This is a genomic window from Streptomyces sp. SS7 (assembly GCF_037993025.1).
In the GTDB taxonomy this organism is placed as follows: Bacteria; Actinomycetota; Actinomycetes; order Streptomycetales; family Streptomycetaceae; genus Streptomyces.
Genome location: NZ_CP141223.1, coordinates 3,138,183 through 3,153,927 on the forward strand (window position 1 = coordinate 3,138,183; position 15,745 = coordinate 3,153,927).

The 15,745-nt window shown below is 68.0% G+C and carries 10 protein-coding genes and 2 tRNA genes; 4 read left to right on the plus strand and 8 right to left on the minus strand.

The features are described from left to right. Nucleotides 1-229: 229 nt before the first annotated feature. The 3 genes from lysA to U5640_RS14285 all read right to left on the minus strand — a co-directional run bounded on the left by lysA (nt 230) and on the right by U5640_RS14285 (nt 3,505). Complete coding sequence (gene lysA, locus U5640_RS14275; protein WP_340376176.1) at nt 230-1,621, minus strand: diaminopimelate decarboxylase; 1,392 nt, start codon at nt 1,619-1,621, stop codon at nt 230-232. Between the two features lie 15 nt (nt 1,622-1,636). Further along, a complete protein-coding gene (locus tag U5640_RS14280; RefSeq protein ID WP_340376177.1) occupies nt 1,637-2,836 on the minus strand; it encodes a DALR anticodon-binding domain-containing protein in 1,200 nt (399 codons plus the stop codon). 90 nt (nt 2,837-2,926) lie between these two features. Next, on the minus strand, nt 2,927-3,505 hold the full coding sequence (locus U5640_RS14285; protein WP_340376178.1) for a response regulator: 579 nt from the start codon (nt 3,503-3,505) through the stop codon (nt 2,927-2,929). 64 nt (nt 3,506-3,569) lie between these two features. On the opposite strand from U5640_RS14285, the gene U5640_RS14290 reads away from it, so the two are divergent. Beyond that, nucleotides 3,570-3,641: transfer RNA gene (locus U5640_RS14290), tRNA-Arg, on the plus strand. 233 nt (nt 3,642-3,874) lie between these two features. On the opposite strand, the gene U5640_RS14295 is transcribed toward U5640_RS14290, so the two are convergent. After that, nucleotides 3,875-5,215, minus strand: coding sequence for a tyrosine-type recombinase/integrase (locus tag U5640_RS14295; protein ID WP_340376179.1), 1,341 nt, complete (start codon nt 5,213-5,215; stop codon nt 3,875-3,877). Between the two features lie 357 nt (nt 5,216-5,572). On the opposite strand from U5640_RS14295, the gene U5640_RS14300 reads away from it, so the two are divergent. Next, nucleotides 5,573-10,444 carry a type ISP restriction/modification enzyme gene (locus tag U5640_RS14300; RefSeq protein WP_340376180.1) on the plus strand — a complete coding sequence of 1,624 codons (4,872 nt, stop codon included), beginning with the start codon at nt 5,573-5,575 and terminating at the stop codon, nt 10,442-10,444. A 77-nt stretch (nt 10,445-10,521) separates the two neighbouring features. Then, nucleotides 10,522-10,580, plus strand: a tRNA-Ser gene (locus U5640_RS14305). A 631-nt stretch (nt 10,581-11,211) separates the two neighbouring features. Here the strand turns inward: U5640_RS14305 and U5640_RS14310 are convergent. From U5640_RS14310 to U5640_RS14325, 4 genes are all read right to left on the minus strand, one after another. Further along, nucleotides 11,212-12,066 (minus strand): ABC transporter permease, encoded by an 855-nt coding sequence (locus U5640_RS14310; protein ID WP_340376181.1) that lies wholly within the window; start codon nt 12,064-12,066, stop codon nt 11,212-11,214. Further along, nucleotides 12,063-13,043, minus strand: a complete 981-nt coding sequence (locus tag U5640_RS14315) for an ATP-binding cassette domain-containing protein (protein WP_340376182.1) — start codon at nt 13,041-13,043, stop codon at nt 12,063-12,065. Before U5640_RS14315 ends, U5640_RS14310 begins: the two co-directional genes overlap by 4 nt. Before the next feature lie 199 nt (nt 13,044-13,242). Then, nucleotides 13,243-13,845, minus strand: a complete 603-nt coding sequence (locus U5640_RS14320; RefSeq protein ID WP_340376183.1) for a PadR family transcriptional regulator — start codon at nt 13,843-13,845, stop codon at nt 13,243-13,245. A 263-nt stretch (nt 13,846-14,108) separates the two neighbouring features. Continuing rightward, a complete protein-coding gene (locus U5640_RS14325; RefSeq protein ID WP_340376184.1) occupies nt 14,109-14,546 on the minus strand; it encodes an ester cyclase in 438 nt (145 codons plus the stop codon). A 219-nt stretch (nt 14,547-14,765) separates the two neighbouring features. Between U5640_RS14325 and U5640_RS14330 the strand changes: the two genes are divergently transcribed. After that, nucleotides 14,766-15,737, plus strand: coding sequence for an NAD(P)H-binding protein (locus U5640_RS14330; protein WP_340376185.1), 972 nt, complete (start codon nt 14,766-14,768; stop codon nt 15,735-15,737). The last annotated feature ends 8 nt before the right edge of the window (nt 15,738-15,745 follow it).

Here is a 15,745-nt window from a genome sequence, read left to right on the forward strand (position 1 = left end):
CTCACCCACCGGACCGGAGTTTCTGCCTCTGGTCCGGATCGTGAGACATCTATTTCATTTTCACAGGGGCGGCAGACAGAAGATTCTCCCGCCCTCTCTGTTTTCGTTTCCGTGCGGCTTTTCCCTTACCCGAATCCAGTCTCACCGGACATCGGGTCCACCCGACACCGAACGATCCGGCTCACCCGACACCGAACCATCCAGGGCACCCGACGTCGAACCATCCGCATCACCCGACGTCGAGCCGCAGCAGGTCGTCCTCCGTCTCCCGCCGGACGATGACCCGCGACCGGCCGTCGGCCACGGCGACGACCGGCGGCCGCAGCACATGGTTGTAGTTGCTGGCCATGGACCGGCAGTAGGCACCCGTGGCCGGTACGGCGATCAGGTCACCCGGTGCCAGGTCCGACGGCAGGAACGCGTCCTTGACCACGATGTCCCCGCTCTCGCAGTGCTTGCCGACGACCCGCGCGAGCATGGGCGCGGCGTCCGAGGTGCGCGAGACGAGCGCGACGCTGTACTCGGCGTCGTACAGCGCGGTGCGGATGTTGTCGGACATGCCGCCGTCGACGGAGACGTACGTGCGCAGCCCGTCGAGCGGCTTGATGGTGCCGACCTCGTAGAGCGTGAAGGCGGTCGGTCCGACGACGGCCCGCCCGGGCTCCACCGAGATCCGCGGCGTGCGCAGCCGGGCGGCCTCGCACTCCCGTGTGACGATCTCGGTGAGCGCCTTGGCGATCTCGTGCGGCTCGCGCGGGTCGTCGTCGCTGGTGTACGCGATCCCGAGCCCGCCCCCGAGATCGATCTCGGGCAGCTCGACGCCGTGCTCGTCCCGGACGTCCTTCAGCAGCCCGACGACGCGGTGCGCGGCGACCTCGAACCCGGACATGTCGAAGATCTGCGAACCGATGTGGCTGTGGATGCCGATCAGCTCGATCCCGTCGAGCTTCAGCGCCCGCCGCACCGCCTCTGCGGCCACGCCGCCCGCCAGGGGGATACCGAACTTCTGGTCCTCGTGCGCCGTGGCGATGAACTCATGGGTGTGCGCCTCCACCCCGACGGTGATCCGGATCTGCACCCGCTGCCGCTTGCCCAGCGACTGCGCGATGTGTGCGACCCGCACGATCTCCTGGAACGAGTCGAGCACGATCCGCCCGACCCCGGCGCTGACGGCCCGGTGGATCTCCTCGCTCGACTTGTTGTTGCCGTGGAAGGCGATGCGCTCGGCCGGCATCCCCGCGGACAGCGCGGTGGCCAGCTCACCCCCCGAACACACGTCGAGGTTGAGCCCCTCCTCGTGCAGCCACCGCACGACGGCCCGCGAGAGGAAGGCCTTGCCGGCGTAGAACACGTCGGCCTCGCTGCCGAACGCACTGCGCCAGGCCCGCGCCCTGGCCCGGAAGTCGGTCTCGTCGAGGACGTAGGCGGGCGTCCCGTACTCCTCGGCGAGCGTCTTGACGTCGACACCCCCCACGGTCACGACCCCGTCCTCGTCCCGCCCGACGGTCTGCGCCCAGACCTTCGGGTCGAGGACGTTGAGGTCACTGGGCGGCGCGGAGTAGTGCCCCTCGGGAAGGACATCGGCGTGACGGGGCCCGGCGGGGTGGGCGGAACGGCTCATGTTCTGACTGACTCTCTAGAGATGGTCGGGTGCGTCGATGCCGAGCAGGGACAGGCCGCCGGCCAGCACCGTCCCGGCGGCTTCGGCGAGCGCGAGCCGGGCGCGGTGGGCGGCCGAGGGTTTCTCCTCACCGAGCGGCAGCACGACGGGGAGCAGCGCCAGCGTGGCGTCCGCGAGCACGACGAGATACCGAGCGAGCCGCGAGGCCGCGGCGACCCCCTCCGCGCGGGGCAGGGCGGCGACGGTGGCGAGGACGCGGGGGTAGTCGCCGAGGAGGGAGAGGAGCGACAGGAGAGACACCGACACGGACGCCGACGCTGCGGGTCCGTCCTCCCCCGCACCACCTGCCTCGGAGGTGAACCCGAGATCCCCGGCGTTACGGCTGAGCGCCCGCGTACGGGCGTGGGCGTACCGGACCCGGAAGAGGGGGTTGCTCTCACGCTGGACCAGATGATCGGCGGTGACGCGCGGCCGGTCGTGGGGGGCGGGGTGGAGCAACGCCCAGCAGGCGGCGTCGAGCCCGAGGGGGGTGGGGTCTTCGGGGGCGGGGTGGGGGCGGAGTTCCAGGGGGGTGGGGGCGGGGATGGCGCTGAGGCCGGGAGGAGGGGTGGGGCTGACCGGAAGGGGCACCGAGGTGCCTGGAAGCGGCTCCGAGTCGGCGAAGAACGAGGGCTCCGAGGCACTGCTGGCGCCGGGAGGGGGCTGCGCGGCGAGATTCCTGGTGGCTGTGACGTGCTGGGCGGCCGCGAGGTGGTGGATGGCGACGCGCCCACCCTGGGAGGCGACGATCCGCGCCAGGGCGTCGGCGAGAACCTCGGCCCGGACCTCGAACGGCACGCGCACCTCGTACACCTGCCCGACGAGGCTGTCGCCGTGCCCGTACCGCATCCCCTCGGCCAGGATCTGCCGGACGAGGGCGGTGCCGGCGGCGTGCCGGTCGAGGCTGATGTTGAGGAAGCCGGGCCCGGTGATCTCGACGCAGGTGACGCCTTCGGAGCGGGCGAGATGGGTCCGCAGCACCTCGGCGACCCGCAGGGCGGGCTGCCCGGCGGGGCGGGCCAGCTGCAGGGCGATGTTCGTGGCGTAGTCCCCGGCCCCTCCGGGCCCCGGCGGCGAGACGACGGCCCGCGCCGGGACGGCCACGCTCAGCTCTCCGGCGTCGACGGCACGACGTACCGCGTGCAGCACGGTGCGGGAGAGCTCGACGGGTGTCACGGGACAAGCGTAGGGGAGGAGGGGGGTGGGTAGGCGAGCCGGTTTGGGGAGGTCCCGGGATGTGGACGCCGGCCTCGATGACCCTCTCCCCTACTCCGAACCGGCGGGCCCCCCACTCCCCTGCCCGGCCCCGAGAGAGGTCCCGAGCCCGAATCCCCTGCCCAACCCACTGCCACGACGGTCCTCACGCGGCGTCCCGTCCAGCAACTCCCTCACGAGGGCGACGAGTTCATGGGGTTCGAAGGGCTTGGCGAGGAACGCGTCGACACCGACCTCCAGGCCGGCCTCGATCTCGTACGGAGTACACGCACTGATGATCGCGAGGGGAAGATCACGCGTCCGGGGATCGGAACGCAGCCGAGCGGCGGTCCGAAGGCCGTCCAGACGGGGCATGACGACGTCGAGCGTGACGACGTCGGGCCGCACCTGATGAACGACTTCCAGACACTCGGCACCATCGGAGGCGGTCACGACCTCGAGACCCTCAAGCTCGAGATTGACCCTGATCAGCTGCCGGATGACCTTGTTGTCGTCCACAACAAGCACCCGACCCGACGCGCCTGGCACAACTCGAGAGTAGGTCGACACCGGCCACCGCGTCCGGGTTTTCCCCACTTCCACCCCGTGCGGGCGACACCCGCCCCTCCCCGCCGACGTAAACCCGTTCATGAACACCCCGGCGGAGCTGGTAGTGTTCCACCTGTCGCCGCGAGCAACAGCCCGCACCCGACACGCCCCCGTAGCTCAGGGGATAGAGCAACGGCCTCCGGAGCCGTGTGCGCAGGTTCGAATCCTGCCGGGGGCACCTTGTATCAGGTGCCCAAAGACCCCGCCACCAGCGCTTTAGCTGAGGACGGGGTCTTGGCGTATGTGCAGCCGTGTGCCGCTCGGAGCGGCCGTATGTCGGAGCCCGCGGCCTATTTGTGGCCAAGCAGCAGGGCATAAAACCGCAGGTCGAACCCGGGAAACGACGAGGCCCCCGGACCGAAGTCCAGGGGCCATCATGCCGCAGATGCGCGTGTCGGAGGTGCGTCGAAATCAAGGCCCGCCGCCGTGCCCGTCCTCCTGGCCGCCGTCCTCTCCGAGGAGTTCGGCGATCCGGCGATTGGCGACGTCCTGCCGCCCGTCGAGGCACTTCGCGTACCGGCTGAGGAGCACCTCAACGCTGTTGCCCGCGCGCTCCGCAACCTCGGTGGGATCCACGCCGGCGTTGAGCCAGGACGACAGCGCCGCGTGCCGCAAGTCGTACGGTCGAGCCGCCAGTGGCGACGCCGCCTGTTCGGGCGTGAGCGCCAGGTGCCGGGCCTCGTCCCAGACGCGCCAGTACGTCGTCGAGGCGACCACTCCCCCGCGTTCGTTGGCGAACAGCCGGCCGTCCTTGGCCGTGCCGAACTCCCCGATGTGCGCGCGGAGCATCTGCACCAGGCGGGGCGGGATCGGAACGACGCGTGTCTCGTTCGCCGGTCGGTTCTTCAAGCCGCGGTCGTCGTGAACGGCGCCGGTCCCGGTCCAGCGCTTACCGACGGTCGGACGGCTCTTCTCCAGGATCAGCGAGCCCCACCCGCTGTCTGGCAGCGTGCAGTCCTGACGGCGCAACGCCACCGCCTCAGCCGGACGCAGACCGCCGAAGTACATGCAGGCGAACAACGCGACGAGACGACGTCCGCGAGCCCGGCGGTACCCGCCCACGTACGAGACCGCGGCCAGAAGCTCACCGGCCTGCCGAGGGTTCACGACGACCCGGCGGTCCACTTCCTTGGTCACCTTCGGCGGCTTCCACTTCACGAGCGTGACCGGGTTCTCAGGGAGCTCCCCCAACTCGACCGCGTAGGCCAGGGCATTGAAGAGGACGGCCCGCTTGCGACGTACCGTCTCGGCGGCAGCCGTGGCACCGGACAACGTGAGCTTGAGCGAGTCGAGGACGCGTCGGATGTCCGCCGGGTTCTTGAGCGTCGCCAGCGGCAGCGACGCCTTGGCCACCCAGCGCAGGGCATTCGCAATGTCGACGGGCGGCGGTTCCTCGTTCGCGTCCTGCACGACGAAGGCCCAGCCACGCAACGCACGTCGGAGCACGTCATCAGCCGGCCGACCCGGCCTGTCGTCGAGCAACTGTGTCGTGACGAGCGTCATCGTCTCGTTGGCGCTGTCTCGGGAGTTCGGCGCGGCGTGCGGCCATTTCATGGCGATGTACGCCCGCGCGAAGTCGTACCAGGTGAGGGACGGTTTGACGGTTGCCATCGAGTCCGGCAGACCGGATTCCGTTTCGAATGCCTCCCCGTTCTGCACGGCCCGGAGCAGTTGAGCGCGGAAGTTGTCGGCGAGTGCCTTGGTTCGGAAGGTCTCGGCGAACGGCAGAGTACTGGCGACCTTCCAGCGCACCTCATACGAAGCCTTCTTTGTCGGCCTCGGCCCAGTCGCAGCGTCACGGCGTTGATCGCTTGCAAAGCCAGAGGTCACTGGACTGGGACGCCCATGCACTTCTTCGGGTACTGATTGCACTCGACGGCCCTTGACTCGCCCACTGAGACTCCGCCGACCTCGCGTCGTACCGGACCCTTGGCAGGGGAACCGCCTTGGATCCGAAGGAACGCCACCTCCGTAGTTCCCGGGTCGATCGAAAGTCCCTGATCACGAAATTAGATCATGGACTTGAGCAGTAGAGTTGTGGAGCTTTTCGGTGGGAACGATCCGGCGTCCGGCAGGTGCGCTGTGGACGGTGATGGGGTGCGGAGCGAGTTGACTGAGACCACGACGACGACGGTGCACGACGTTCTCAAGGCGATCCGTGAGGGATCCACCGTGAACCGGGACCGGGGGACCCGCTTCGAGGAGCTCATGGTGCAGTACCTCAGCACCGATCCGGAGTGGACCGAGCAGTTCACCCGCGTATGGATGTGGGCCGACTGGCCGGGGACGGAGCACGACAAGCGCGACACGGGCATCGACCTGGTCGCCCAGGACCGCGAGACCGGCGGCTTCTGCGCCATCCAGTGCAAGTTCTACGAGCCGCATCACACGGTCCGCAAAGAAGACATCGACTCCTTCTTCACGGCCTCCGGCAAGGGCGCCTTCACCCGCCGGATGATCATCTCCACGACGGACAAGTGGAGCGACAACGCCGAAGCCGCGCTCGACGACCAGCAGATCCCCGTCACCCGGATAGGACTGGCTGGCATCGCGAACAGCGCTGTCGAGTGGCACCTGCCCACAGCCGGCATCGACCACGAAGTCCAGATGACGCTGCGGGAGAAGAAGACCCCGCGCCCCCACCAGAAGGCGGCGATCGACGACGTCTTCGCCGGCTTCGCCAAAGATGACCGCGGCAAGCTCATCATGGCCTGTGGCACCGGCAAGACCCTCACCAGCCTGAAGATCGCTGAACGGCTTCAGCAGGAACGGGCCGAGACCGGGCAGGGCGAGCACACCACCGTCCTGTTCTTGGTGCCCTCCATCGCCCTGCTCTCGCAGTCGCTGCGTGAGTGGTCGTACGAGGCCAAGGTTCCGCTGCGTGCGTTTGCCGTCTGCTCCGACGCCCAGGTCGGCAAGCAGAAGGCCCAAGGCGACGACAAGGACATGTCGACCCACGACCTCGCCCTGCCGGCGACCACCAGCCCCGAGCGGCTGATGGCGCAGATGGCCAGCGTCGAGGCCGCCCCCGGCCTGACCGTCGTGTTCTCGACCTACCAGTCGATCGCCACCATCTCCGCCGCCCAGAAGCAGGGCATGCCGCGGTTCGACCTGATCCTGTGCGACGAGGCCCACCGCACCACCGGCGTCACCCTGTCCGGCCACGACGAGTCCGCGTTCGTCCGCGTCCACGACGACAGCTTCATCGGCGCCGACCGCCGCCTGTACATGACCGCCACCCCGCGCGTGTACAGCGACGACACCAAGCAGGAAGCCAAGGGCGCCTCAGCGGCCGTCGCCTCGATGGACAACGAGGCGCAGTACGGTCCCGAATTCCACCGCCTCGGCTTCGGCAAGGCCGTCGAACAGGGCTTGCTCACCGACTACAAAGTCCTCATCCTCACCATCGACGAAGGCGTGGTCGCCAAGACCCTCCAGGAAGGTCTCGCCAGCGGCGACGCCGAACTACGGATCGATGACGCTGCAAAGATCATCGGCTGCTGGAACGCACTAGCCAAGCGCACCGGCACCTTCGCCGATGGCTCCGGGTTCGGTAAGGACGACGCCCCGATGAAGCGGGCCGTCGCGTTCTCCCGCTCCATCGCCGACTCCAAGGCCATCATGGAGCGGTTCAACGAGGTCGTCGACGCATACGACGACGCCGATGACGACGTATTGCACTGCGAGGTTGAACACGTCGATGGCACGTTCAACACCCTGCGGCGCAACCAGCTCCTCGACTGGCTCAAGCAGGAACCCGGTCCGAGCAACGCCCGTATCCTGACCAACGCCCGCTGCCTGTCCGAAGGCGTGGACGTCCCCAGCCTCGATGCGGTGCTGTTCCTCAACCCGCGCAATTCCGTCGTCGATGTCGTGCAGTCCGTTGGACGCGTCATGCGCGTGGCGCCGGGCAAGAACTACGGCTACATCATCCTGCCCGTCGCTGTCCCCGCCGGGATGACCCCAGAGAAGGCGCTCGCGGACAACCAGCGCTTCAAGACAGTCTGGCAGGTCCTTCAGGCGCTGCGCGCCCACGACGACCGGTTCAACGCGACCGTCAACCAGATCGAGCTGAACAAGAAGAAGCCCGAGATTATCGGCATCGGGCACATCGGCGCGGGTGACGAGGCAGTCGGCGACAGGGACGGCTCCAGCACCGCGGAGGACGCCAAGGAGAAGGAAGCCCAGGGCGCCCAGCACATCCAGGACACCCTGTTCTCGATAAGCGACTGGCGAGACGCGATCTACGCCCGCATCGTCGACAAGGTCGGTGAGCGTCAGTACTGGGAGGTCTGGGCCAAGGACATCGCCCAGATCGCCGACCGTCACGTCACCCGTATCAAGGCCGCGCTCGCCCTGCCCGACAAGCGGGCCGTGTTCGAGGAGTTCGTCGCCGAGCTGCGGGCGACCATCAACCCAGGCGTGAGTGATGACGCGGCCGTCGACATGCTTGCCCAGCACATCGTCACCAAGCCCGTCTTCGATGCCTTGTTCAAGGACTACGGCTTCGCCGAGCACAACCCGGTCTCCAGGGCCATGCAGGGGATGCTCGACATCCTCGACGACCAGGGGCTCGACGCCGAGGCCAAGACCCTGGAGAGCTTCTACGATTCGGTCAAGATCCGCGCTCAAGACATCGACAACCACGAGGGCCGCCAGCGCGTCATCGTCGAGCTGTACGACAAGTTCTTCAAGACTGCCCTGCCCAAAACCGCCGACGCCCTCGGCATCGTCTACACCCCGATCGAAGTCGTCGACTTCATCATCCGCTCCACCGAACAGGCGCTGGCCAAGCACCTCGGCAAGTCCCTGTCCGACGAGGGTGTACAGATCATCGACCCCTTCGTCGGCACCGGCACCTTCCCCGTCCGCCTCCTCCAGTCCGGGCTCATCAAACCCGATGACCTACTGCGCAAGTACACCAGCGAACTGCACGCCAACGAGATCGTGCTGCTCGCGTACTACATCGCGGCCGTCAACATCGAGGCCGCCTTCCACGACCTCGCTGGCGGGAACTACCGGCCTTTCGAAGGCATCGTTCTGACGGATACTTTCCAGCTCGCAGAGGGTACGGCGCGGCTCGACGGCATGGACGTGCTGGAAGGCAACAGCGAACGAGCGAAGAAGCAGAAGGCCCAGCCGATCACAGTCGTCATCGGCAACCCGCCCTACTCGGTGGGGCAGGACAGCCAGAACGACGACAACAAGAACCTCAAATACGAGACCCTGGACAGCCGCATCCAGGAGACATACGCCGCTAAGTCGACGGCGACCCTCAAAAACTCGCTCTACGACTCCTACATCCGCGCCATCCGCTGGGCCTCCGATCGAATCAAGGACGAAGGCGTAGTCGCCTTCGTCTCCAACGGCGGCTACATCGACGGCAACACGGCCGACGGCTTGCGCAAGTCGCTGGTCGAGGAGTTCGATGCGATCTACTGCTATAACCTGCGCGGCAACCAGCGCACCGCCGGCGAGCAGGCCCGGAAGGAAGGCGGCAAGATCTTCGGATCAGGCAGCCGCAACACCGTCGCCATCTTGATCCTTGTCAAGGGCGGCAAGACCGGCACCACTACAGCGGGCTGCGAGCTGCACTACCGCGACATCGGCGACTATCTCACCCGCGAGGACAAGCTGCGCAAGCTGAGCGCCCAGAACCTGGCCACTGTGGAATGGGAGGAGATCACCCCGCATCCTGAGGGTGACTGGATCAACCAGCGTGACGAACGCTTCGCAGAGTTTCAGGCAATCGGCGACAAGGATAAGAGCGCGGCGGCGACGCCCATTTTTGCACTGCACTCTGGCGGACTCAAAACAAACCGTGACGCGTGGGTGTACAATTTCTCCGAGCGGAAGCTTGGCGAAAATGTGGAATCAATGATCGAATTCTACAATGGCCAGGTTGAGGAGTTTGCCAACCATTGCAGGATTCGAGCGAATGCAACCCCGAGTGTTGCAGATGTGGAGAAATTTATCGATTTCGACCAAAAGAAGATCAGCTGGTCCTCTACTCTAATTCCCAAGGTTGCGCGGGGGCAAAAGGTTGAGTTCGATTCGAACTGCTTGGTTTCTAGCCTTTATCGCCCCTTCTGCCGGCAGTATGTCTACTTCGAGCAGAATCTTAATGACCGCCCCGGTAAGTTGCCGCAGATGTTCCCGACGCCAGACCGCGAGAACTTCGGCTTCTACGTCAACGGCTTCCACGCGACGAGTGAGTTTGCCTTGCTCGCAACCGATGCCCTGCCTTGCCTTGACGTATTTGGAAAGGGAGGATTCTTCTTCTCTCGCTACACATACCGGGAACTGGCTACCCAGGGAGGCTTCGACTTCGGTGATGGCGATGGCAGCTACGAGCGCATCGACAACATCACTGACGCTGCCCTGGCTGGCTACCGCAAGGCGTACCCCGACCTGGCCATCACCAAGGATGATGTCTTCTACTACACCTACGGCCTGCTCCACTCCCCGGAGTACCGCGAGCGCTTCGCCGCAGACCTGAAGAAGTCCCTGCCGCGCATCCCGAAGGTGCGTGACTTCCACGGCTTCGCCGAGGCCGGCCGTAAGCTCGCCGACCTGCACATCAACTATGAGCAGGCCCAGCCGTACACGGGCATCGTGGAGACGGTGACCGGCGACGCGTCCGCCACGCCCCCCACTGAGCTGTACCGGGTCGCCAAGATGAAGATCCCGAAGATCAAGGGGCAGGCTGACCGGTCGACGATTGTTTACAACACGCGGGTCAACCTGACCAACATCCCCGAAGAAGCGTATCGCTACCAGCTTGGTGCCCGATCCGCGATCGAGTGGATCATCGATCGCTATCAGGTCAAGGTGGACAAGGCGTCGGAGATCATCAACGATCCCAACGACTGGTCTGACGACCCGCGCTACATCATCGACCTGCTCAAGCGAATCGTCACGGTCAGCCTGGAGACGATGAGGATCGTGGACAGCCTCCCCTCGCTCGACATCTTGGAGTAGCAGAACAGTCAGGCGCGGACTATTCGTGGACGGAATCTTCTGTCCATGAATAGTCCGGTCCCCTGACCTGCTGGTTCGCCGTGCCCGTACGCGGCCTCCGGAGCCGTGTGCGCAGGTTCGAATCCTGCCGGGGGCACCCTTCATGAGGTGCCAAGAGACCCCGTCACCAGCGGAAACGCTGGAGCCGGGGTCTTCGCGTATATGCAGGCAGATGCAGCTCGGAGCGGCCGTAAGTCGGGGTCTGCGCTATTCGTGGGCAGGGTCTTGGGCATCCTCGCGCTTCTAGCTGGGCAGGCAGCGCTGACGGTGCTGATCGGTACACCCAGCCTCCCTGGGGCGGGGCCGCCGAGGGGCGGGGCCGCCGATCGCGGCGGGGCCGGCCCGGTGGTCGGGCCCGTGTGGCTGGTCGCTTCGGGTGAGAGGGGTGGGGATCCATGGCCTGCAAGCAGGGTCCCGAGGTGGCTCCCGGGGACCTTTGTGCCCACCCCTCTTGACCGCGGACCTCGAAGGTTCTCTGACCGGTCTCACTCCACCGGGCAATCTATCGGGCGGCACTGACAATGGTCCGGTGCCCGGCAGCGCTGGGCAGCGCCGCGCCCTTGCCGGCAGCACCCGGTGTGCGGCCCCGCGGCCCACGATGGGGCCGACCGGCCGGGGGTCGTCGTTCTCCGGGGGTGGAGGGGAGCCACGGCAGCGCGGAGCCCGGCCGACGGGGGAAGGACAACCGAGACGCCGGCTGCCGTGGCTCGTTCGGGGGGTGGGTGGGGTCAGGTGCGGCTCTTGGAGCGGTAGAGGTACATCGTCAGGGGGGCGAAGATCGCTGTGATGACCGCGCAGGCCAGCAGGACCCAGCCGATGTCGGAGCCGTTGGCGTCGCCGTGGATCAGGCCGCGTACGGCGGTGGCCGCGTTGCTGACGGGGTTGGCCTTGACGATCGCTTCCATCCAGCCGGGCATGGTCTCGGGCTCCACGAAGATGTTGCTGGTGAAGACCAGGGGGAACATGACGAGCATGCTGGAGCCGGAGACCGTCTCGGGGGCCTTGGCGACCACGCCCAGGGCGGCGAAGATCCAGCTGACGCTGACCGCGAAGACCAGCAGCAGGAGCATCGCCGCCAGTACGCCGCCCACTCCGCCGTCGGGGCGGAAGCCGAGCGCCAGGCCGACGGCCATCGTGGTGGTCAGGGCCAGCACGTAGCGGACGACGTCGCCGAGGAGGCTGCCGACGATGGTGGCCGGCTGCCAGAACGGCAGGGTGCGGAAGCGGTCGTAGATGCCGCGGGTGATGTCCATGTTGAGCGCGGTACCGGTGTAGACGGTCGGCATCACGACGGTCTGCACGAGGACGCCCGGCAGGAAGTACTGGAGGTACTCCTTGGTCGATCCGGCGAACGCGCCGCCGAAGAGGTAGGTGAAGGTGAGGAGGAAGACGATGGGCATCAGGGTGACGTCGAACAGGACGGCCACGCCGTAGTGCTTCATCTTGACCATCGTCCGCCAGGCGGAGACCCGTACGGCGGTCAGCGGGTTGGGGCGGGAGGGGCGGATCTGGCTGGTGAGGGCCTTGCGCAGGGCGTCGGCGGGCGTGCCCGCGGTGGCCGTGGTCTCGGATGTGACGGTCATGCCGCGTCCTCCTGGTCGGTCTGGTCGGCTTCGGCGGGGCGGCCGGTCAGGGCGAGGAAGACCTCGTCGAGGCTGGGCCGGCCGAAGGCGAAGTCCGAGACGGCGATCTCCGAGCGGGCGAGCTCGCTCAGGGCCCGGGCCACCCTCTCGTGGTCGTCGGTCCGCACGGACAGGGAGAACGGGTCGGACTCCTGGAAGACCGGCGAGGCGAGAGCCCGGGTGAGCAACTGGGCTGCTTCGGGGCGCTGTTCGGCGTTGACGAGCCGTACGTGCAGGGCGCCGGTGCCGACCGAGGACTTCAGCTCGCCGGTGGTGCCCTCGGCGATGACCCGGCCGTGGTCGATGACGGCGATCCGGTCGGCGAGCTGGTCGGCCTCGTCCAGGTACTGCGTGGTGAGCAGGATCGTGGTGCCCAGGGCCACCATGGCCCGCACGCTGTCCCACACCTGGTTGCGGCTGCGTGGGTCGAGTCCGGTGGTCGGCTCGTCCAGGAAGAGCAGGTCGGGGGTGATGACGAGGCTGGCGGCGATGTCGAGGCGACGGCGCATGCCTCCGGAGAAGGTCTTGGACTGCCGTCCGGCGGCCTCCGTGAGGTCGAAGGCCGCGAGCAGCTCCTCGGCCCGGTCCGCCGCCTGGGCGCGGGAGAAGCCCAGGAGTCTGGCGAGCAGGGTGAGGTTCTCGGTGGCGGTGAGGTCCTCGTCGATCGAGGCGAACTGGCCGGTGAGGCTCACCCGGCTGCGGACCGCCTCGGCCTCCTTGACCACGTCGTGCCCGAGGACCCGGGCGGTTCCGCCGTCGGGGGTCAGCAGGGTGGACAGCATCCGGATCGTCGTCGTCTTGCCCGCTCCGTTGGGCCCCAGCACGCCGTACACGACGCCCTGGGGGATGACCAGGTCGACGCCGTCGACGGCACGCTTCTCACCGAAGACTTTGACCAGGCCCGTCGTCTCGATGGCAAGAGTGGATGGCGAACTCAATCTGTGACTCCTTGGTCCTGATGCGCCACGAGGGGCTGTGCGCCATGACTGGCGTACCGGGAGAGCCCCGGGGGACGAGCGGGAGGGAAAGAACGACACTGCGGTCAGTAATCAAATTTGACCACTCAGCCAAGCTAGGGCACGAGTGGCCCACTATGCAAGTTTGATTAGTGAAGTCCGCGAAGACCCGTCCGCGCGGTCACGGCTCGGCCGGGGCCCGCCAGGCTCCCGGCGTCCCGAAGGCGTCCTCGTGCTCGCCCGCCATCGCGTACTCCCCCGACCTCACCCGTTCCAGCAGCTCACGGGTCCATTCCACGCCCAGGTCGACATACCGCGTGCGCATCGTCCACAGCTCGCCGAGGTGCCGCGGGAGGGTGCCCCCGGCCACGCCCGTGTCCGGATCCCTGCGCAGCACCGCGCTCTGTCTCTCCAGGACGGCCAGCCGGGTGGACAGCGCGGCGACGGCACGGTCCCGGGTGAGCGCGGGCATCAGGGCGAGGCCGGCGCTGAGCATGTCGTCGCGGTGCTCGGGCCGCTCCAGGGCCTCGACGAGCAGCCGGAAGAACTCCCGCTCCCCCTCGGGGGTCACGCCGTAGTCCACGCGCCCCGGCCAGTCCCCGATCTCGGTGGCCTCCAGCAGGCCGCTCTTCGCGAGCTGGCGCAGGGCGTGGTAGATCGAACCGGGTTTGACGTTGGCCCAGTCGTCGATCCCCCAGGACAGCAGCTCGGCCCGGACCCGGTAGCCGTGCGCCCGGCCGAAGCCGCGGACCACCCCGAGGACCAAGAGCTTCGTCGCCGTCATCGTCACCCCGTTCTCTCCGGTGCGGCGATCCGGCCGCCTGCCGCCCGCCCGCCCGCGCGTCAGCATAATGAGCCGCCGCGTGGCGGCGGGGCCGCCGGACGCGCGCCGGGGCCGGACCGGGAAGCGGGCGGGGCCGGGGCCCGGACGCCCAAACGCGCGCCGGGCCGGGACCCGGACAGCCCGCCCGGGGGTACGGGGCACACCCGCACCCCCGGGGCCCCGCCGGTCGACCGGCACCCGGGCGGGAGGGGGGTCCGGGCACGTCAGCCGCTGGTTTCCAGTTCCACCTTCGGCACGTCCGGCAGCTTGCCCAACTGGACCAGCAGGGGGCGCATGTTGATGACGTCCCAGTGCTCCACGACCTTGGCGTCGGCGAAGCGCAGCTCCTCCACCAGGTGCCAGCTGACGGGCTGTCCGGTCGGCTGCACGCCCATGAACTCGTTCTGGTGGGTGGCGGTCACGGTGATGCGCAGGGTGACCCGGTCCTCCTCGGCCATGATGCTCTTCACTTCGAGCTGGAGATCGGGGAACGCCTTCAGCCCCGCCTCCATGAGCTTGATCATGTCGGCGGAACTCACCTCCGTGTCCTCGGAGTAGTGCACGATGTCCGGCGACCAGTGCTTGGTGATCCCGCTCAGGTCCCATCGGTTCCAGGCGGCGACCATCTCCAGACACAGCGCCTTGCGCTCGGCCATTGACATGGTGATTCCTCACAGTCTCGCGGACGATGTCCCGCCAGACTGCCCCCGAACGGCCTGAGAACGGCTGCAGGATCGCTCCAGTCCGCCTGGAGCGGCGCGGGCCGGTGCCGGATCCATCGCCGCTCACGGGGTCCTCTAGCCCGGCGCGACAGCCTTGGCCCCTGGAGTCGCCCTCCGGCCGAGCGCCGGGGGCACCGCTTCGTTCGCCGAGGAGGGGCCTTGAACATCCTGTTGACCGGTGCCACGGGCAGGGTCGGCCGCCATGTCACGGACGGCGTGCTGGCCGGGGGGCACCATGTGCGGGCGCTCACCCGGACTCCCGGGGCCGCCGCGCTGCCGACCGGTGTCGAGGTCGTCCAAGGGGACCTGGAGGAGCCGCGGACCCTCTCGGCCGCGCTGGAGGGGATCGACCGGATGTACCTCTTCCCGGTGCCCGGGACCGCCCACGAGGTCGCGGCGCTGGCCCGGAAGGCGGGGGTCCGGCACATCGTCGTCCTGTCGTCCAGCTCGGTGCTGGAGGACGAGGGCAATCCCAGCCACCAGCATCACCGCGCGGTCGAGCGGGCCGTCGAGGACAGCGGGGCGGACTGGACCTTCGTACGCCCCGACGAGTTCGCCGGCAACGTCCTGTGGAAGTGGGGGGAATCGATCCGCACGGAGAACGTGGTGCGCGCGCCGTACGGCGGGGCCGCCCGGGCGCTCGTCCACGAGGCCGACATCGCGGCGGTGATCGTGGCCGCGCTGCTGGAGGAGGGGCACACGGGTGAGCAGTACCTGGTGACGGGCCCCGAGGCGCTGACGCAGGTCGAGCAGGTCCGCACGCTGGCGGAGGCGGTCGGCCGGGAGATCCGGTTCGAGGAGCTGAGCCGGGCGGCCGGGCGCGAGGCGATGAGCCAGGTGATGCCGCTCCCGGTCGTCGAGATGCTGCTCGACTACCTCGCCGAGTCCGTGGTCACCCCCGGTCCGGTGACCGACGCCGTGCGCAGGGTCACGGGGCGGGAGGCACGCACCTTCGCGAGCTGGGCCGCGGACCACGCCGCCCTGTTCGGCGCCGAGCGCGGTGACCATGCGGGCAGCGACCGCAGCGGGAGCGACCGAACCGGGAGCGACCGAACCGGTACCGACCGAACCGGTACCGACCGAACCGGTACCGACCGTCGCGGCAGCGATCGACCCGGCAGTGCCGGCTGAGGAGAGGG